At 30.7% G+C, this 19,517-nt stretch carries 16 protein-coding genes and 1 other RNA gene; 5 read left to right on the top strand and 12 right to left on the bottom strand.

Annotated elements, in window-relative coordinates:
- Window positions 1-622: 622 nt before the first annotated feature.
- The 4 genes from QM536_02510 to QM536_02495 all read left to right on the top strand — a co-directional run bounded on the left by QM536_02510 (window position 623) and on the right by QM536_02495 (window position 4,091).
- Window positions 623-2,428, top strand: a complete 1,806-nt coding sequence (locus QM536_02510; protein ID MDI9355882.1) for a 4Fe-4S binding protein — start codon at window positions 623-625, stop codon at window positions 2,426-2,428.
- 125 nt (window positions 2,429-2,553) lie between these two features.
- Window positions 2,554-3,417 carry a transketolase gene (locus QM536_02505; GenBank protein MDI9355881.1) on the top strand — a complete coding sequence of 288 codons (864 nt, stop codon included), beginning with the start codon at window positions 2,554-2,556 and terminating at the stop codon, window positions 3,415-3,417.
- Window positions 3,418-3,422: 5 nt separating this feature from the next.
- Window positions 3,423-3,822: a transfer-messenger RNA gene (ssrA, locus tag QM536_02500) on the top strand.
- A gap of 14 nt (window positions 3,823-3,836) precedes the next feature.
- Window positions 3,837-4,091 (top strand): hypothetical protein, encoded by a 255-nt coding sequence (locus QM536_02495; protein MDI9355880.1) that lies wholly within the window; start codon window positions 3,837-3,839, stop codon window positions 4,089-4,091.
- A gap of 166 nt (window positions 4,092-4,257) precedes the next feature.
- Here QM536_02495 and QM536_02490 read toward each other — a convergent pair whose 3' ends face one another.
- From QM536_02490 to tatA, 5 genes are all read right to left on the bottom strand, one after another.
- Window positions 4,258-5,601 (bottom strand): amidohydrolase, encoded by a 1,344-nt coding sequence (locus tag QM536_02490; protein ID MDI9355879.1) that lies wholly within the window; start codon window positions 5,599-5,601, stop codon window positions 4,258-4,260.
- A gap of 78 nt (window positions 5,602-5,679) precedes the next feature.
- On the bottom strand, window positions 5,680-6,723 hold the full coding sequence (ilvC, locus tag QM536_02485; GenBank protein ID MDI9355878.1) for a ketol-acid reductoisomerase: 1,044 nt from the start codon (window positions 6,721-6,723) through the stop codon (window positions 5,680-5,682).
- Window positions 6,724-6,770: 47 nt separating this feature from the next.
- The gene (locus QM536_02480) at window positions 6,771-6,992 is read right to left on the bottom strand and encodes a DUF2795 domain-containing protein (GenBank protein MDI9355877.1); all 222 of its coding nucleotides are present in this window, start codon (window positions 6,990-6,992) and stop codon (window positions 6,771-6,773) included.
- A gap of 363 nt (window positions 6,993-7,355) precedes the next feature.
- On the bottom strand, window positions 7,356-8,783 hold the full coding sequence (gene gatA / locus QM536_02475; GenBank protein MDI9355876.1) for an Asp-tRNA(Asn)/Glu-tRNA(Gln) amidotransferase subunit GatA: 1,428 nt from the start codon (window positions 8,781-8,783) through the stop codon (window positions 7,356-7,358).
- Window positions 8,780-8,992, bottom strand: a complete 213-nt coding sequence (gene tatA / locus QM536_02470) for a twin-arginine translocase TatA/TatE family subunit (GenBank protein ID MDI9355875.1) — start codon at window positions 8,990-8,992, stop codon at window positions 8,780-8,782. The genes gatA and tatA overlap by 4 nt, the downstream gene beginning before the upstream one ends.
- A 294-nt stretch (window positions 8,993-9,286) precedes the next feature.
- Between tatA and QM536_02465 the strand changes: the two genes are divergently transcribed.
- Window positions 9,287-10,369 carry a fasciclin domain-containing protein gene (locus QM536_02465; GenBank protein ID MDI9355874.1) on the top strand — a complete coding sequence of 361 codons (1,083 nt, stop codon included), beginning with the start codon at window positions 9,287-9,289 and terminating at the stop codon, window positions 10,367-10,369.
- A gap of 138 nt (window positions 10,370-10,507) precedes the next feature.
- On the opposite strand, the gene QM536_02460 is transcribed toward QM536_02465, so the two are convergent.
- The 7 genes from QM536_02460 to QM536_02430 all read right to left on the bottom strand — a co-directional run bounded on the left by QM536_02460 (window position 10,508) and on the right by QM536_02430 (window position 19,197).
- On the bottom strand, window positions 10,508-12,040 hold the full coding sequence (locus QM536_02460; GenBank protein ID MDI9355873.1) for an NFACT RNA binding domain-containing protein: 1,533 nt from the start codon (window positions 12,038-12,040) through the stop codon (window positions 10,508-10,510).
- Window positions 12,041-12,128: 88 nt separating this feature from the next.
- Window positions 12,129-13,760 carry a chaperonin GroEL gene (gene groL / locus QM536_02455; protein MDI9355872.1) on the bottom strand — a complete coding sequence of 544 codons (1,632 nt, stop codon included), beginning with the start codon at window positions 13,758-13,760 and terminating at the stop codon, window positions 12,129-12,131.
- A gap of 54 nt (window positions 13,761-13,814) precedes the next feature.
- The gene (locus tag QM536_02450; protein MDI9355871.1) at window positions 13,815-14,093 is read right to left on the bottom strand and encodes a co-chaperone GroES; all 279 of its coding nucleotides are present in this window, start codon (window positions 14,091-14,093) and stop codon (window positions 13,815-13,817) included.
- A 439-nt stretch (window positions 14,094-14,532) separates the two neighbouring features.
- The gene (locus QM536_02445) at window positions 14,533-15,174 is read right to left on the bottom strand and encodes a GPP34 family phosphoprotein (protein ID MDI9355870.1); all 642 of its coding nucleotides are present in this window, start codon (window positions 15,172-15,174) and stop codon (window positions 14,533-14,535) included.
- 140 nt (window positions 15,175-15,314) lie between these two features.
- Window positions 15,315-16,571 carry a sodium:proton antiporter gene (locus QM536_02440; GenBank protein MDI9355869.1) on the bottom strand — a complete coding sequence of 419 codons (1,257 nt, stop codon included), beginning with the start codon at window positions 16,569-16,571 and terminating at the stop codon, window positions 15,315-15,317.
- Between the two features lie 49 nt (window positions 16,572-16,620).
- Window positions 16,621-18,231: an Rne/Rng family ribonuclease gene (locus QM536_02435; GenBank protein MDI9355868.1), complete on the bottom strand. Its 1,611-nt coding sequence runs from the start codon at window positions 18,229-18,231 to the stop codon at window positions 16,621-16,623.
- Window positions 18,232-18,387: 156 nt separating this feature from the next.
- A complete protein-coding gene (locus tag QM536_02430) occupies window positions 18,388-19,197 on the bottom strand; it encodes a hypothetical protein (GenBank protein MDI9355867.1) in 810 nt (269 codons plus the stop codon).
- Window positions 19,198-19,517: the final 320 nt, after the last annotated feature.

Raw genomic sequence — 19,517 nt, 5'->3', positions numbered from 1 at the left:
CTTTTGATTGTGTTGTTGTTTCTACAAATTACTACAGTGCTACGCTCTTAAAAAGCAACGTAGTGGCGAAATATTTGTAGAAACAACATACAAATCAAAAAGTGCATAGTCTCGAAATATTTGTAGAACACAAAACAACTATAAAATTCCGACTCCCCTTCTTTTTTTAGCTCCCCCAGCCCCTCCAAAGGAGGGATTTTAATAAATTTGCAACCGCTCCTTTCAAAAAATGCTTAGATAATCTAAATTCCTCTCAGTTTCTTGTAAATAATCTTAATCTTTTAAAACAAGATGTCTCTTTTTTGAAAATAGATTAAAAAATATCAGGGAATTTTGCATTTCCATCTGTATCCTATTCCCTTTCCCAAATTTTTTTATGTTGTAATCAAAGATTCGATTTAATAAATGGGAGATTATGGCTAATGGATTAGGGATTCGGGTTAGTGAATCGGATACAGTGAGATGGTCATCAGAGATTATAATATAATTTGTTAAAGAAATAAAAATTTCGTAGTTAGATAGTGTTTTTTTTAATCTTTTTTTGTTTTTTTAATATTATTTTGTTAAAATTATACTACATTGTTCTTTTCGTAATACTATTCTTTTAAATTTTATTCTTTTTATGAATACATATAAAAAAATTCAAACCCTTGGTCTCGTTATTTTTGTGGTAGGTTTTTTCTCATTTCTTATTTCATTTTTTCTTGCAGATTATACCATAACCTCCGCAACATTACAACAATACATTACCAATCAAGAGCATATTTCTATTATTACAGAAAAAAAACCGAGTATTTTTAACAATACCTACGCTACAAATTTTGAATTTGTTTCTGATATAAAAAATATAATAGATATTATAAATAAAAAACAAACCGATGTCTATGGCATATCTCCAAAAGAAATAGATAATGTGGTAAAAAGGATAGAAACCTTTCCCTCTGTTTTTAGAATAAATATGATAGATTCTGTATTACAAGAAACAAATTCTCTTTCGGACTTCAAAAAAAGCACATTTAAATCTTATGCGAGTTGGCTGGATGCAAAAACTTTTAATTCACCCGAAGATCTAACAAATAATCTTTCTAAAGTAACAGATGATATAAAAAAATATGCTATAATATCCGAAAAAGGTATTGATAGTTACAAAGCGAAAGGGTTGTATTTTCAAATTACTAAAGCCGCTACCCTCAGCCCTGTAAAGACATATCCAAATGTATTTTTATTCCTCTGTTTTATACTGCCATTAATAGGGGCATTTTTATATATACTTCCAATATATAAGATAGAAGTACCAGGAATACGAAATAAAAATATTTTTCGTAATGCTATGAAAAATAAGGGATGGTTAGGTATTTTTACAGGGACATTTCTCATTGTTTTTTATGTACTGCTTTATTTTTTCCCTGAATATATGACCCAATGGGTTGTAATGGTAGATCCTATAAGCTTTTTTCTCAAACAACAGCCCGCAAGTAATTTTTTTCTCTACGGATTCATTTATACACTTTGTATTTTAGTAATGGGTGTGAGAATGTTTATACGTTATAGACATAGTAATTATCAAATACTCAGAACGGCTTCTGTTATATTTTTTCAAACATGTTTTGCTTTCCTTATCCCTGAAATATTAACCCGACTCAATAAACCATCTATTGATTTCAAAAATATATGGCCCCTTGATTACAGTTTCTTTTTTGAATACCGTATAGATCATCTTTTAGAAAGTGGAAATTTAGGATTATTTATGCTCTTTTGGGGAATAATACTTATTGTTATAGGAGTTCCGGTTTTAGTATATTTTTTTGGAAAAAGATGGTACTGTTCGTGGGTTTGTGGATGCGGAGGACTAGCAGAGACCTTAGGCGACCCTTATCGTCAATTATCTAATAAATCATTAGGTGCATGGAAAATAGAAAGAATCCTGATTCATAGTGTTTTAGTATTTGCTGTAGTAATGACCGCCTCCGTTGTCTATACGTATTTTTCGGGTGACTCATGGTTTTTCTTTGTGGATAGTTACAAAATAAGAGAAGTATATGGAGCATTTATAGGTGCTGGTTTTGCGGGAGTTGTAGGAACAGGATTCTACCCACTTATGGGAAATAGAGTATGGTGTAGATTTGGATGCCCTCTAGCAGCATATTTAGGAATAGTACAAAGATTTAAGAGCCGATTCCGTATTACTACTAACGGGGGGCAATGTATCAGTTGTGGAAATTGCTCTACTTATTGTGAAATGGGAATAGACGTGAGATGGTATGCCCAAAGAGGACAAAATATAATAAGATCTTCTTGCGTAGGATGTGGTGTATGCTCCTCTGTTTGCCCTAGAGGCGTTTTGAATCTAGAAGTAAAAAATGAAAAAGGCCGTTTTGGGAAGAAGCCATCGCTCACAATCGCACCCGTACCTATTACAAAATCATAACAAAAAAAATATTCTATCTCATATCTCAAAATAAAACATATTTTTAAACATTTTTTAGAGTAAATTACAAAATATGTAGTAAATAATAAAAAAGTATTATTTTGCTACTTGTTCACAAATACATAATGGAAATAACCACAATGAAAACAAACAATATAAACGAACTACAAAAAATATCCTCACAGGTGAGAAGAGATATAGTAAGAATGGTGCATAAAGCACAGTCAGGACATCCTGGCGGTTCTTTAGGATGTACAGATTTTATGGTAGCATTATATTTTCATATTATGAATTATCATATCCCTTTTGATATGAATGGGGAAGGAGAAGATTTATTTTTTCTATCCAATGGACATATATCTCCTGTTTGGTATAGCGTTTTAGCAAGAAGTGGACATTTTGATATATCAGAATTACATACCTTTAGACATATAAATAGTAGATTACAAGGACACCCAACACCAGAAGAACACCTCCCTGGTATTCGTATAGCAAGTGGCTCTTTGGGGCAAGGATTATCTGTAGCCATAGGAGCAGCACAAACTAAAAAACTCAACAAAGATACCAGTATAGTATATGTACTTATGGGAGATGGAGAACAACAAGAAGGACAAATTTGGGAAGCAGTTCTTTATGCCGCCCATAATAAAATAGATAATGTTATCGCTACAATAGACTGTAATGGACAACAAATAGATGGTCCCGTAGATACCATAAACAGTTTAGGAAATCTGCGAGCAAAATATGAAGCATTCGGTTGGAAAGTAATAGAAACACACGGCAATAATATAGAAAATATAGTAGAAGAATTAAAAAAAGCAAAAAATCTTTTAGGAAAGGGTATCCCCCTGATAAATTTAATGAAAACAGAAATGGGATATGGAGTAGATTATATGATGGGAAGCCATAAATGGCACGGGGTAGCCCCAAATAATGAAGAACTCCAAAAAGCATTAGCACAAATTCCTGAAACTTTGGGAGATTTTTAAAACATGGGGTCGACAGGTTTTGACAGTAGAGTAATGATGTATTGGCATGTCGGGTGAGGAATGTACATCCGTGATAAATTCGTTCACAATAGTAATTGGCGAAAATAACTACGCCATGGCTGCTTAATATTACCTAAAAAGTAATACTGCTGAAAAAGTAAAACTCGTAGTAGGGTTTCTTGCCACATCTCTCAACGTTCTTTTTTACCGACGTTGGTTAGAGGTGTCATACAGGTAAAAATAGCTTCCTTGTGGTTACTTCAACGATGCGAAATCTTACGTAAATCGTCAATAAATAAGTTGTTATTTACAAGTTTATTGATTAAACAAATAAATAACTAAACATGTAGGCAATCCATACTTTACCTTATTTGGACGGCGGTTCGAATCCGCCCGACTCCACTTATTTATTATATGTAATGAAATATTCTAAAAAAACACTTTCTACACTAGAAGACATACTCAGCGAATCCGAATTCTCCCTAAGATATGAAAAAGGAAATTTTCAATCAGGATACTGTATTGTAAAAGAACACAAGGTAATCATAATAAATAAATATTTCCCCGTAGACGGTAAAATAAATGCCTTATTAGAAATAATAAAGAATATAGAAATAGAATTCAAACTACTATCAAAAAAAAACCAAGAATTCTATTTAGATATTATTCAATAACCCTATAGCTTTTCACCAATAAAAATAATAAGTACAATCAGTTTTATCAGTATGTTAAATTGATACTTAAAAAAGAAAATAGCACACTAATTGAACTGGTGCTAATCAGTTCAATTAGTGTGCTATTAACAATGGTAACTTCTTTATCTAAATAGTTACAAGTAATTTATTTTGAGATCATAGGTTTTTCCATATAATCCAATACCAAAGAACAGAACGCCTTCATACCTAATAGCATACCGCTATCATCTACATAAAAATCGGGCGTATGGTGAGAACTTACTGTTTTAGGATCAGTACCTTTTGGCATGCCTCCTAAAAAGAAAAACATACCAGGAACTTTTTCTTGAAAGTATGAAAAATCTTCGGCACCAGTACTTGCGTCCATACCCATTACATTTTCTTTCCCTGCAGCAGCTTCTAATGATGCCATCATCTTTTCCGTTAACCCTACGTGATTATAAGTAATGGGGTAACCTTTATCTATAGTTATTTCTGCTGTAGCTCCCATAGCTTCTGCTGTATTAGTTACTAGAACGTTCAATCTCTGTAATAAAGTTTCTTTCATTCCTTGATCCAAAGTCCTAATAGTTCCAACAAGGGTAACTTCTTCGGGGATAATATTACTTCTCACCCCACCATGAATACTACCAAAAGTAAGAACAGCCGCCGCTTTTACAAGTGGCATATTTCTACTTACAATCGTTTGAGAATTATTGATAATTTGAGCTGCTGTAACTACTGGATCTACGGAACTCCACGGCTGTGAACCGTGGGCTTGTCTTCCTTTTATTTTGATAGAAAAAGAATTAACAGCCGCCATTATTCCTTTTGTTTTACATCGAATGCTACCTACTTCTGTTTGAGAATTTATATGAAGTCCAAAAATAACATCTACTTTTGGGTTTTCCAATACTCCTTCTTTTACCATAAGTTCTGCACCGCCTTCTTCTCCGTTTGGAGCACCTTCTTCAGCAGGTTGAAATATAAATTTAACGCTCCCTTTGAGATCACCTTTTATTTGAGAAAGTATTTCTGCTACTCCCATTAAAATCGAAACGTGAGTATCATGTCCACATGCATGCATAACAGGAACTTCTTGTCCATTGTATTCTCCTTTTACTTGAGAAGCCCATGGAAGAGGAACACGTTCTAATACAGGAAGAGCATCCATATCTGCTCGTAGAGCTACTACTGGACCAGGCTTCCCACCTTTTAATAAACCTACAACACCAGTTTTCGCAGAACGAGATACTTCTAATCCTAAACTTTTGAGGTGTTTTTCTATTTTCTCCTGAGTTCTAAACTCCCTATTACTGAGTTCTGGATTTTGATGGATATCATGCCTCCAATCAATAACCTTAGATTCTATCCCCTGAGCAATGGAATACGTTTTTTCTTTTAACTTATCCGAAGCAGATGGGGTAGGTCCAAAATTACTTAATCCTAAAAACAGTATACATCCAATACCTATTATAAAAATATTGGTACTATTTGTTTTTTGTAACATAGTTATATTTGATTTGTAAAATTGAATTTATATAATGAATAAAAATTTATATAATAAATAAATATAATGAATACATAATTATTTTTTGGGACGAAGTTTTCTTACTTGTGATCCCGTTTGCCACATCTCAGAATTTTTAATGGCATCTAATTCTTCCTGTAATTTTACTCTATAATCAGCTTTTCTATTTGCTTCTATGGTAATTTTTGCTTCGTTTCCCGTTACAACACTCTCATAGAGTTGTTCAAAAACAGGAGTAACAGCATCCCTAAATTTTCCTTTCCAATCTAAGGCTCCTCTTTGTGCAGTAGTAGAGCAATTTGCATACATCCAATCCATTCCGTTTTCAGCTACTAATTTTATTAAAGATTCAGTTAATTCTTCTACTGTTTCATTAAATGCTTCGGATGGAGAATGCCCTTTTTTTCTCAAAAGATTATACTGTGCTTCTAAAATACCTGCAAGTGCTCCCATTAAAGTACCACGTTCCCCCGTTAAATCTGAAGTAACTTCCTTTAAAAAAGTAGTTTCAAAAAGATAACCCGAACCTACTGCTATTCCCATCGCAATTGCTTTTTCTCTCGCTCTCCCACTAGCATTTTGATGCACAGCAAAACTACTATTTAATCCCATTCCTTCTAAAAATAATCTCCTTAAACTGGTACCTGAACCTTTGGGAGCTACTAAAATAACATCTATATCCGGAGGAGGAACTATTCCCGTTTGTTGACTATAAGTAATGCCAAAACCATGAGAAAAATATAATGTTTTTCCTTTTGTGAGATGCTTTTTTACCACAGGCCATAAAGCAATTTGTCCCGCATCAGATAAAAGAAATTGTAAAACAGTTCCTTTTGCGCATGCTTCTTCTATATCAAAAAGATTTTTTCCTTCTATCCATCCGTCTTTGAGAGCTTTGTTCCAACTATTCGTATTTTTTCTCTGACCTACTATAACCTGAAAGCCATTATCTTTGAGGTTTAAACTCTGACCCGGTCCTTGAACTCCATATCCAATAACTGCAAGAACTTCTTTTTCCAAAGTTTGCTTAGCTTTTTGTAAAGAAAATTCTTCTCTCGTTACTACCTCTTCCTCAACACCACCAAAATTTATTTTTGCCATGTATATGTACCTTTTTGTACTGTTAATAATAATTGGTTGGTTAAAAGTTAATACTCTTCTTCATTGAAAAGAAAATCATCTTTAAAAGGATAGTCCTGCCATATATCTTCTATACTATCATATACTATCCCATCATCGTCTAATTCTTGTAAATTTTCTACTACCTCAGATGGGATTCCACTTCGAGTAGCATAGTCTATGAGTTCTTCTTTTGTTGCTGGCCATGGGGCATCTTCTAAATGAGAAGCCAGTTCTAGTGTCCAATACATCGTGTTTAAGGGTTTTAATTAATAATGTAAATAAAAATAAAAAAATTGTAGGTATAAATTTTTATATGATAAAGTAATTTCTGTGATATTCTGATTTCGTAATGCTCATTTTTTTCTAGATTACTTTGAGCCGAATCAGAAAAGTTACTTTTGATACGTTTATTTTATAATTTTGTAACTACTTGATTACCAATAGTTATAAAATTCAATATTTTTCTAAAAAATCTTTATATATATGAGAGGATCATCTGTATTGATAAAAAACATAAAATTATATTATTTTGAAATATGTTGTTTTTTTCTAAAAAATAATAGTAATTCTTGTATAGAATAATCCATTTTTTTTATTTTTACAATTTTTTATCAAAAAGATGATTTATTTTCCATTATCTGTTGAGAAAATGATATAAGTTCTTTTTCTTTAAAAATATCTGCCATAATTTGTATTCCAAAGGGTAATCCAGTATGATGCTCTCCTAATGGAAGAGAAATCGCAGGAATACCGCAAACGGATGCCTGTACCGTAAACAAATCTGCTAAATACATTTCCACAGGATTATTTGTCCTTTCTCCTTGTTTAAATGCAGGAGTTGGAGTAGTAGGTAAAATAATAAAGTCATATTTTTCTAATATCTTACGCGTAGCATCTCTTACTATACGTCTTGCTTTTAATGCTTGTATATAGTAAGTATCATTATAACTACTGCTTAAAACAAATGTTCCTAATAATATCCTCCTTTGTACCTCGTATCCAAACCCACTGCTTCTTGTTTTTTTATATAAATGCTCCAAACTATACTCTTCTAAGCTATATCCATACTTTACTCCATCATATCTTGCCAAATTGCTACTCGCTTCTGCAGTAGTAAGAATATAATAAATAGGTAACATATAATCTAAATAGGGAAAATGTACTTTTTCTACTTCATACCCTTTTATTTTTAAAGAATCTATAATTTGCATAGTGCGATTTTTAATATCTCTATCTAAGCCAGAAGAATATATAGTTTCTTCTATATAAGCAATTCGTTTTTTAGTAATAGGGGATAAATCTGTATACATTTCTCTTTCTTTTTTAGAACACGTAGCGTCATATTCATCTGAACCCGAAATTATTTCTAATACCAAAGCAGTGTCTTCAATCGTATGCGAAAATATACCTATTACATCAAAGGAACTTGCGTATGCAAGTAATCCATATCTAGAAACTCTCGAATAAGTTGGTTTTAGTCCGATAATTCCACAAAAAGATGCGGGCTGCCTTACCGAACCACCTGTATCTGTTCCTAATGCAACAAGCGACATATCTGCTTTTACTGCTACTGCTGATCCTCCTGAAGATCCTCCGGCTACATATTCTGAATGAATAGGATTTTTTACTGATCCGAAAATAGAACTTTCACTAGAAGAACCCATAGCAAATTCGTCACAATTCGTTCTTCCTATTATAATAGCATCTTCATCTAATAATCGTTGTACCGCTGTAGCAGTATAGGGAGAAATAAATCCTTCTAATATTTTAGAACCTGCCTGTAATCTATGACCTTCATAACAAAGAACATCTTTTATACTTATAACCATTCCTGCCAATCTTCCCGCTACATTGTGAGATAACTTTTCGTCAATAAGTTCTGCCTGCTGTAAAGATTCTATATCAAATACTTCTATAAAAGCATTCAAATGTTTTTTTTTCTCTATGGTAGAAAGATAATTTTGAACTATTTCTTTACAGGTGATAGTTTTATTTTTTAAAGCATCTTGTATCTTTGAAAAAGAATGAAATGTTTTCACACCTTTGGTTTTTCTTCGGTTTTCTCTTTTATATTTTCTTCTATTTCATTTTTTATATCCCGAGAAGCATCTTTAAATTCTCGTATCCCTTTTCCTATCCCACGCGCTAATTCGGGAATTTTTTTTGCACCAAAAAGCAATACAAATACTCCCAAAATTAAAATCACCTCCCAAGCTCCCAATCCCCCTAAAAATAATATTCCTTGCATTGTATTAATTGTATTATTTCAAAAATAAATTATTGACTCTTTATTTATTAACTTTTTTCAAAATTAGTTTTTTATTTCATTATTTTCGTTTTTTTATAATAAAAAACAAAAAATTACTTCTAATTATTAGAATAAATTGTTTTTATTTAAAAAAAAAACATACTTACATAAATATATTTTTAGAGTGAATTTGTAGCAATTAATTTTTAATTCCTGGTTCTTCATTTTTATTTTAAAGAATATTCAAATATAAATTATATTATTTTATAACTAAATTAAAAATTAAATAAATACATGATCAAATTAAATTTTTTAAAGAAGGCGATTTTTGCCTTGATTATGATAGGGAGTGTTTTATTTTCTGGATGTACTACAACTCCACCAGAACCAGTACCAACACAAACTATCGCACAGCTTTTGGCAGCTGATACTACTTTGAGCATTTTTACGAGTTATGTAACTGCAAATTCTACCTTAAAAGGATACATAGAAGGAACAGTTGCACATACAGTATTTGCTCCCAATAACGCTGCTTTTAGAACGTTAAAAGCAACTCTATCAGCAGATCTTTCCACTATACGAGAAGATGTAGTACTAACAGTATTAAATTTTCACTTTGCAAAAGATCAAAAGTTGTTTAATGATATATTAGGAAAAACAGTTACTACTTTACAGACAGAAAATTTAACTATTTCTGCAACAGGAACTGTAAGAGAAGGTGGATCTAATACTACGGTAAAAATCACTGATGCGAAAAAAGATATAAAAGCAACAAATGGAGTAGTACATGTAGTAGAAGCCATATTAATTCCTCCCGTAGCAGTATTTAGTCAGATTGGGTCTGTGTTAGGTTCTGTAGGTCAAGCTGTTTTTCTTGCAAAAGCGTTTGCAGATATTGCAGATATAATAAATCTTACCAATCCGAATGATTCTCTTAAAATAAAATTAGGCGCATCAAACACAAAGCCATATACTTGTTTTTTCCCTACCACTGTTCCTAACGATATTTTTGCTTTAGCCGCAGGTACTCAGAGTATAACAAAAGAGCAACTTTTAGCGAGTATAAAAACAAATTCTACAACTGCATCAGCATTTGTTAAAAATCACATATTCACAGGTTCTTTTACTTCTAAAAGTGGTACTAGCACAGCTGCAAACTTAGTAGCAGGTGCAAGATTAACAAATCTTAATGGAATAACTTTTACTGTATATAATCAAGGGAAGTCACAAACAAATCCTACGGGATACATTTTATCTACTGCAACAACTGAGGCAGGGCTACCAACAGCACAAAATTTCCCTATTCTAAGTTTTGACCAGTATTCGGGAGGAAATGGAAGCATTCTTCACGTAGGAATTATTATTTTGAGGCAGTAAATTGTACGTTTTATTGTAAATATTACAATAAATGCATTACAGAAAAAATATATTTTTAATATTTTTGTGAGTCCCTTGTTTTATCAAGGGACTCTTTTTTTTTCTTGAGATTTTTTACTTTGTCAGATAAGGAAATATTTATAACGGGGGGACTAAAATTACTTCTTCTTTTTCTACGATGACGGTTCCTGGTTTTCCTCCTTTTGCTTTTCTTACAAATTTTCGGGGGGTTACGGTTACGGGGCAAAGGGTTTCATTTTTTTTTTTTGAGTATTTTGCTGCTAATCCTGCAGCATATTCTATTACGGGTTGGGGGAAATTTTGTCCGGGTTTCCATTTTATAATTACATGGCTTCCGGGAGCATCTTTTACGTGGAGCCACATATCATTTTTATTTCCTGCTTGTGAAAGCAGTTTTTCATTGTTTTTTCCATTTGTGCCGACCCGTATTTCGTACCCCATTTTTTCGTATGCCCAATAATGTTTGTGTTCTAATTCTTTTTTTTTTGTTTCTAATGTTTCATGTATTTCACTAAATTCTTTTAGAACCTTCACATTTTCTATTCTTTCTATATCTGCTAATTTTTTTTGGAGATTTTCTTTTATTTCTGTTTTTTGTTTGATAGAGGTTTCCAGGTTTTCTACTTCTATGAATTGATTTTTATATTTTTTATAGAATAGTTCAGCATTTTTTTGAGGCGAGAGGAGTTTATTTAAGGGAATTTCTACTTCGGCATTTTGATAAAAGTTAAAAAGGGTAGCTTTTTCCATTCCTTTTTGGAGCTTATGTATATTTGCCATAAGGATATCAGCAAGTTCTTTGTAATTCTTTTGAGTGGCAAGGGTTTGCAATCTTTTTCTTTTTTCTTCTATGGAAATAGTATATTTACGAATGTTATTTGATATTTGGGATAGGAGTTTTTTTTTATTTTTGTTAAGATAGTGGTCTTTTATTAATTTTTGGACAAAGATATTATTGGCTTCTATTGCGGAATGGGATATAAAAGATTCTCCATTTGGTGGGAAGAGAGTCAACAGATTATTTTGTATATAAAACTGTTTTTTTTCAAATTCTTTGAGTAAGTATTGTATAAGTTTCCATTGTTGTTCTGTATCACTTGTGTAGTAATTTTGTTGTGAGAGATATCGTTCGCATTCTTTTCCTAAGGTTGGGAGAAAATTTTTTATTTCCCCATTGAGTTCTTGAAATCTTTCAAAAGAGAGAGGTAAATTTTTTTCTAAGCTTTTTGGGGTTAATAAAAGGTCTGTTTTTAGAATATTTTTAAAGAGATGTGGTATGTTGTTTTTATCATAAGCAATAATATTAGATACAGAGCCATGCATTTTAAATAAAAATGTAGATTCATTGTCTAATTCTAGGAGGAAAGATCTATCATTATATATGACGGAGCAGTTTTTTACGGTTCCATTTATTGCAAATGAGAAAATATCTTTTGTGTTTTTTTTTGCACGTATGACATTTTGAGGAAAAAGAATATAAGGCATCTCGGAGGTTACGGATACTTTTATATATTTTTCTTCTTTATTTTTTTTAAAGAGGAATATAAGTTCTTCTTTTTCTTGGCTGAAGCACTCTCGCAGTTGGAATCCTTCTAGAAATAATTTTATTTCTGGGCAGAGTGATTGAAAGAAATAGTAATTGAGATACATATTTATTAAGAATAAAAAAACCCTTCCTATAGAATAGAAAGGGTTTAATTACTGTATGTGTTTTTATTTGTGAAAAAATTGAAATCTACTACATCATACCTCCCATTCCTCCACCTGGAGGCATAGATGGTGCTTTATCTTCATCTACTTTGTCAGCGATAACACATTCGGTTGTGAGTAGAAGTGCTGCTATGGAAGCGGCATTTTCTATTGCAAGACGTGTTACTTTTGTAGGGTCTACTATTCCGGCTTTTATCATATTTTCATATTTATCGGTAGATGCATTGTATCCAAAGTCATCTTTTCCTTCTTTTACTTTATGAACTATGACAGATCCTTCACATCCTGCGTTTTCTACTATGGTTCTCAAAGGAGCTTCAAGTGCAAGTCGTATAATATTTACTCCTGTTTCTTGGTCTTCGTTTTCAGTTTTCAGAGATTTAAGAGATTCTATACTTCTGATGAAAGCAACTCCACCTCCTGCAACTACTCCTTCTTGGACGGCCGCTTTGGTTGCGTGAAGAGCATCATCTACTCTATCTTTTTTCTCTTTCATTTCTACTTCAGTAGCTGCTCCGATATATAAGATAGCCACTCCACCAGATAATTTAGCAAGACGTTCTTGTAATTTTTCTTTGTCGTAGTCAGAAGTAGTTGATTCTATCTGAGCTTTGATCTCGTTTACTCTTGCTTTTATATCAGCAGATTTTCCTGCGCCGTTTACTATGGTGGTGTTATCTTTATCTATGTTTATTTTTTCTGCTTTTCCTAAATAGTCTAAGGTAGCATGTTCTAATTTATATCCACGTTCTTCGGATATAAGAGTTCCTGCTGTAAGTATAGCAATATCTTCTAACATTGCCTTTCTTCTATCTCCGAATCCAGGTGCTTTTACAGCAGCTACTTTGAGAGAACCTCTTAATTTATTAACTACTAGGGTAGCAAGGGCTTCACCGTCTATGTCTTCACATATAATAAGAAGGGGTTTTCCTGTTTGTGCGGTTTGCTCTAAAATAGGAAGCATTTCTTTCATAGTACTAATTTTTTTATCGTATATGAGTATGTATGGGCTTTCTAGTTCCGCTTCCATTTTTTCAGAGTTTGTTACAAAATAAGGTGATACATATCCTCTATCAAATTGCATACCTTCTACTGTTTTTACCTCTGTTTCCGTTCCTCTTGCTTCTTCGACTGTTATTACTCCATCTTTTCCTACTTTATCCATTGCATCAGCAATCATTTTTCCGATGGAAGAATCGTTATTTGCAGATACAGTAGCTACCTGTTGTATTTCATTAGGTTTAGAGATAGCTTTAGATTGTTTTTTGAGGTCTGCTACTACAGCTGCGACTGCTTTATCTATTCCTCGTTTGATATCCATCGGATTAGCGCCTGCAGCTACGTTTTTAATTCCATGTTGGAAAATAGCTTGTGCTAATACAGTAGCAGTAGTAGTACCATCTCCTGCAGCATCAGCTGTTTTAGATGCTACTTCTTTTACTAATTGCGCTCCCATATTTTCTATAGGATCTTTTAGTTCTATTTCTTTTGCTACGGAAACTCCGTCTTTGGTCACACTCGGTGCTCCAAATTTTTTCCCAATAATAACATTACGTCCTTTTGGACCTAGTGTTACTTTTACTGCGTTTGAAAGGCTATCTACTCCTTTTTTTAATTTATCCCTTGCGTCAGTGCTAAAAAATATTTCTTTTGCCATAATAATTAAATTTGTTTATTTAGTTTTTGTTAAAAAATTAAGTTGTAACTTTAACGTTTAAATAACGCCAAATATATCAGATTCTCTCATAATAAGATAATCTTTTCCGTCTATATGTATTTCGGTACCAGAATATTTTCCATATAGTACCGTATCTCCTACTTTTACAGTTATCGGCTCATCTTTTTTCCCTATTCCTACTGCTATTACTTTGCCTTTTTGTGGCTTTTCTTTTGCTGTATCAGGAATAATTATACCCGATAGTGTTTTTTCTTCTGCAGGTGATGCTTCTACCAACACTCTATCTGCTAATGGTTTAAATTTTACTTGTGACATAATATAAATATATTTAATGAAAAAATGAATAAATTGTAACTGTGTTTTTATACTTAATAAAAATACATTTTTTATGCCATTCTAATTTACTTGTATTTTGTCATATTTGGCACCATACTATACTGACATAATTGCAGTTTATTCATACGATTTTTGAATTTGTTCTGAAAATCATAAATAATGCACAAAATTTTGTGAGATTATGTGTAAAATGCTTGTAATACGTTTTTAATGCATTCAAAAAATGAGTATGTTATGGAAATCTGTCTTTTACCAAAATATTCGGTTCTAAAACTATTGGTAACCAAACAGTTAGAAAATTAGACATAGTATAAAAAACAACTTTTTGGTGTAGCATCCAAAATTCATTCTGAAAATACACAAAAATGTATGAGTATTCTCTGTCTTTTTATGAGGAGTTTATAAGATTAAAAGAGTATTATAAATGAAGGATGTGATTTTTTATTGCTTCTAATGTTTCTGATATATTTGGATCTATATAACGAAACTTAAGAATATCTTTTGCATATTTTACTGCATCAATGTGTTCTTCGTCTTTTGGGAAGATATCGTCCAATATTTTTAAACTTGCTAGTAAAACTATGAGTATTACAAATGCAGGAGGCGGGGTCATATTATTCATAACTATTGATTTTATAGTATCTCTAATCTCTCGCTCAAAGGTGTAATTTGCATTATCCATTCTTTGAGAGATAGGAAGCCATAAAAGTTTCGTTACTTCTTTTTTTAAAATCCCTCTTTCCACCAATAAAGAAGTAGTTTCTTCTTTTATATTTTTTAATTTCCCTGAAGACGATGATTCTATAAAATCTATAGCATCAAAATTGTTGTATTCTTCTATTACTTTTATACCAAGGTTTAATAATTTATTATCGGTTAAAGAATTATTATGGATGGTAATAACATTATTTTTAAAAGATACTTTTTTTAGTAAACCTAATTCCATTAATAGTGCTCCTATAAGAGCATTATCTATTCCCTTATCTGCATCTGCAAGTAAACGCCCTTCCGTATCATCAAAAGCTATGAGTAGTAAACCCTCTGCTATACTTAATTTCATAGTGTATAAAAATTTAGTAAATAATATTAAATTTATAAAAAAAATAATTTTGGTAATTGATGTATTTTATTATTGTAATAAAAAATATCTATTTTTAAATTCTAATATTCTTCTACAGGTATACATACAGTAAATTGTACTTATGAATTTTTATTTAAAATTTTTCTTAATACAAACCCTTGAATAAACATGGAAAAAACTACAATAAAGTAAGTACAAAATAGTAATATTTTTTTTGTTTCCCCAAGAGTATCTGGTAGATAAAGTGCTAAAGCTATAGAAATGGGACCCTTTATTCCTCCCCAAGTAAGAATAGATACCATATTATACGGCCATTGTTTAAATAAATTTATAATAGTTACAGAAAAGAAGATTGTTATATATCTCGTTATAAATACTAATAATATAATAAGTAAAGCCATACCTATATTTAAATAATTAATAGAATCAATGAGAATAATAATTTCAAATCCAACTAATATGTACAAAATAGATATAAGTGCTTCATCTATAAGATACCAAAATCTATATACATAAATTCCTGTAGAAGAGGATACGTTTTGATCTTTTCCTTCACTTCCTACAAATAATCCAATCATTATTACTGCCAATGTACCGGATATTTCAAAAAGATTACCAATACGGGAAGCTACTATAACTATTGTAACAGTTAACAAAATTTCTATTTCTACATGATCGTTATCTATTTTACGTAAAAATTTTAAACATGCATATCCCATGACTACTCCTAAAAAAATACCTCCAAATATTTCTTGTATTAATGAGAATGCTATATGCTCTATATTAAGTATGTCTAACTCTCCTGTATTTATTTTCAATATAGATAAAAATACGAGTATCCCGATCCCATTATTTAATAAAGATTCACTACCGATGATTGTTTCAACATCTATGGAAAGTTTAAACTTCTTTATAAGAGATTGCACTGTTACAGGATCAGTAGGAGATAGTATTGCCCCAAATAAAAAGCATTCTTTCAAATCTATATTTACCTGCAGAAGAGGTAAGATATAAAACATGAGTAATCCTATTATTGTAGTAGAAAATACAATACCTACTAATGAAAGAAAAAATATTTTACCAGATTCTTCGGAAAACTTTCTTAAATTAATATTAATAGCTGCTGAGAATAATAGAAAATTGAGTATTATATGAAAAAGTACGTCTTTAAAATCAAATTCTTCTGTTATGTATTGAGCTATTTTTAATATATGGGGAAAAAAAAATCCTAAAATAAATACAAATAGCGATACCATGAGTCCTATAAACATAAGCCCAATAGAATTGGGGAGTTTTAAAAATCTTGTGTTTATCAACGAAAAAAATGCAGCTAAAGATACTAATACAGATATCAAATCAATAATATCAACATGCATAAGGTGTTTTTTTATTACTTATATAGAATAAATATATGTATTATTACAGTTAAACATCAAATCTTTCAATGGGATTTTCTATTTTTATTTCTTTTTTCTCTAATGTTTCTATTTCTTCTCCGAAAGCGTTATAAAAATGAAATTCTCCAACTCCTAAAGAAGTATCTTCTATAATTTTAATCCATTTTTTATATTTAAAAAACCAATGAATTTTTATAGAAAAAACACCTTTTGTAAAATAAGAAAAAAGATATGGGTGGACTGTAAGAGTTAATTTCTTCTCATTTTGCTTTTTTAAAATATATTCTATATTTTCTTCTATTTTATCTGATATAGATATTGCTGTTCCAAGTTTTCCTGTTCCTGAGCAAGCGTAACACATTTCTTGTGTAGATATTTTAGGAACGGGTCTCACTCGTTCTCTAGTAATTTGTATAAGTCCAAATTTAGAAAGAGGTAGTATTATATGCTTAGCTCTGTCGGTTTCCATCTCTTCTCTTAATTTGTCATATACTTTTTTCTTATTTTCGGATGACCGCATATCAATAAAATCTATAACAATGATACCTCCCATATCTCTTAATTTTAGTTGTCTGGATATTTCTATACATGCTTCTATATTAACACTAAGGGCGGTAGCTTCTTGATTTTGTTCTATCGTAGATTTATTTCCACTATTTACGTCTATTACATAAAGTGCTTCTGTATGTTCTATAATAATATAGCCACCACCAGATAGATTTACGGTCCTATCAAAAGCCATTCGTAATTGTTTTTCTATGCCAAAATACTCAAATATTTTTGTTTTATGAGTATAGAGTTTTACGATTTTCTCTTTTTCCGGTGCGATATTTTTTATATAATTCTTCACTTCGGTATACATATTTTTATTATCTATATGTATAGCATCAAAAGATTCGTTCAAAATATCTCTTAAAACAGAGGTGGTGCGATTCATTTCCCCGATAATTTTATCGTGTACTTTTGCAGTTTGGAGTTTTGCTATCCCTTCTTCCCAAATAGATAAAAGATTTTTCAGATCTCTATCTAGTTCTAGTACTTCTTTTTTTTCAGCAACTGTCCTCACTATAACTGCAAAGTTCTCTGGTTTAATAGATAATACTAATCTAGATAATCTTTTCCTTTCGTCACCACTTTCTATTTTTTTTGAAACGTTTACCCCTTTTGAAAAGGGGACAAGAACAAGGTAACGTCCTGCTATTGATATATCACAGCTCAATCGTGGTCCTTTTGTAGATATTGACTCTTTTACTATTTGTACCAGTATTTTTTGGTTTCTTGACAATATTTGTGTCATTTTCCCTTTTTTATCTATCTCTGGTTCTATAGTAAATCCTTTTAGTTTATAATTGAGGTTTTTACTTTGATAGGGATCGGTAATAATTTTTATAAATTTATTGAGAGACGCTATTTGGGAACCCAAATCCAAATAGTGCAAAAAAGCATCTTTTTCTTCTCCCAATGATATAAAAGCAGCATTTAATCCTGGAACAATTCTTGATACTGTTCCTAAAAAAATATCTCCTACGTTAAACCTCGCATCTGCACTTTCGTGATGATACTCAACTATTTTTTTTTCTTTTAAAAGCGCCAATCTACATCCTTGTTCTGTTGCATTTACAATTAATTCATTGCTCACAAAGATGATTTATTTAATGGGGTTAATAATATAAATTATTTTTTCTTATGACGATTTTTTCTTAATCTTTTTTTTCTTTTGTGTGTTGATATTTTGTGTCTTTTTCTTTTTTTACCGCAGGGCATTTTTTTGTTTTTTAATTTATTTTATATGTAATTATTGATTTTTTATATATGAATCTATCGTATTTGTAAAAATTGTATCGTTTTTTGATGTGTTTTTTGCTTTTATAAACCATTTTTGGGACTCTTTTTTATTATTATAAAATTCCTGTGCAATATATCCCATATAAAATAAAGATCTGTAATGTAAACTGTCTAATTCAAGAACTTTTAAAAACCTTTCTTCTGCTTTTTTGTATTGGGAAGATTGTATAGACAAAAATCCTAAGCTATATAATGCTTCTATATTATTCGGCTCTGTCGTTAAAATCTCTTTTAAAAGCGATATTCCTTCCATAGGATTTTCTGAATTTATTAAAATCATAGATAATTTTATTTTTATATCACTGCTCTCTTCTTTTTCTAATATTTTTTTTAACCATTTTACGCATTTTAATCCATATTTTTGATATTTTTGATTGTCTAGTGAACTTTCGTAAATATTATAGTAAAAAGTTGTTATTTTTTTTAAAGTTGGGAGAGAAATATCTTTTTCTAGTAATCTGTCTGTATAAAAATACATACTATCTATTTCTTTATATTTTAGATATATGGATAATAATGAATCAAAAAATGGTGAATATGTATTTTGATGTTTTTTTTTATATGTTTCTATTTTTTTTATATCGTCTAAAGTTTTTTCATCAAGAGAGTTATTCTGTTTTTGAATGGTGGTTTCTGTGTTTTTAGTATTATTGTTTACGATTGCTTTAGGTAAATAATACAAAAGTATTATGAACGATAACCCTACTAATGTATATATGAATAATATTATAAATTCCTTTGCTTTTTTATTTTTTAACATTATTTGTTTATAATATATTTCTAATTTTCATTTTTTGAAATTATGTTACTAAGAATACCGCAATTTATTCTTTTTTTAACAAAATTAGATATTTCATAAATAAATTGCATAACGAATATAATAAAACTATATTTTTATGTGAGAAATTGTTTAAAATTTGTTGACGGTTGTTTTAATTTTTTGTTATATCTTATTTTTTAATGGGACTTTGTTTGTTTTATGTATTTTTCCGGAAGCAGTTTTTTGTATCTGTTCTACAAAATATATATTTCTCGGGCATAAGTATTGAGGTAGTTTTTCTTTTAAAAGTATTTTTATTT

This window comes from Chitinophagaceae bacterium (assembly GCA_030053935.1).
GTDB lineage: Bacteria > Bacteroidota > Bacteroidia > Cytophagales > JASGCU01 > JASGCU01.
Note: the sequence above shows the minus strand (reverse complement) of the source record. Positions and strands in the feature narration are given on the sequence as shown.

Coding starts and splice junctions, on each gene's coding strand:
- QM536_02510 (MDI9355882.1), top strand. CDS start 623: ATGAATACATATAAAAAAATTCAAACCCTTGGTCTCGTTATTTTTGTG.
- QM536_02505 (MDI9355881.1), top strand. CDS start 2,554: ATGGAAATAACCACAATGAAAACAAACAATATAAACGAACTACAAAAA.
- QM536_02495 (MDI9355880.1), top strand. CDS start 3,837: ATGAAATATTCTAAAAAAACACTTTCTACACTAGAAGACATACTCAGC.
- QM536_02490 (MDI9355879.1), bottom strand. CDS start 5,601: ATGTTACAAAAAACAAATAGTACCAATATTTTTATAATAGGTATTGGA.
- ilvC (MDI9355878.1), bottom strand. CDS start 6,723: ATGGCAAAAATAAATTTTGGTGGTGTTGAGGAAGAGGTAGTAACGAGA.
- QM536_02480 (MDI9355877.1), bottom strand. CDS start 6,992: ATGTATTGGACACTAGAACTGGCTTCTCATTTAGAAGATGCCCCATGG.
- tatA (MDI9355875.1), bottom strand. CDS start 8,992: ATGCAAGGAATATTATTTTTAGGGGGATTGGGAGCTTGGGAGGTGATT.
- QM536_02465 (MDI9355874.1), top strand. CDS start 9,287: ATGATCAAATTAAATTTTTTAAAGAAGGCGATTTTTGCCTTGATTATG.
- QM536_02460 (MDI9355873.1), bottom strand. CDS start 12,040: ATGTATCTCAATTACTATTTCTTTCAATCACTCTGCCCAGAAATAAAA.
- QM536_02450 (MDI9355871.1), bottom strand. CDS start 14,093: ATGTCACAAGTAAAATTTAAACCATTAGCAGATAGAGTGTTGGTAGAA.
- QM536_02445 (MDI9355870.1), bottom strand. CDS start 15,174: ATGAAATTAAGTATAGCAGAGGGTTTACTACTCATAGCTTTTGATGAT.
- QM536_02440 (MDI9355869.1), bottom strand. CDS start 16,571: ATGCATGTTGATATTATTGATTTGATATCTGTATTAGTATCTTTAGCT.
- QM536_02430 (MDI9355867.1), bottom strand. CDS start 19,197: ATGTTAAAAAATAAAAAAGCAAAGGAATTTATAATATTATTCATATAT.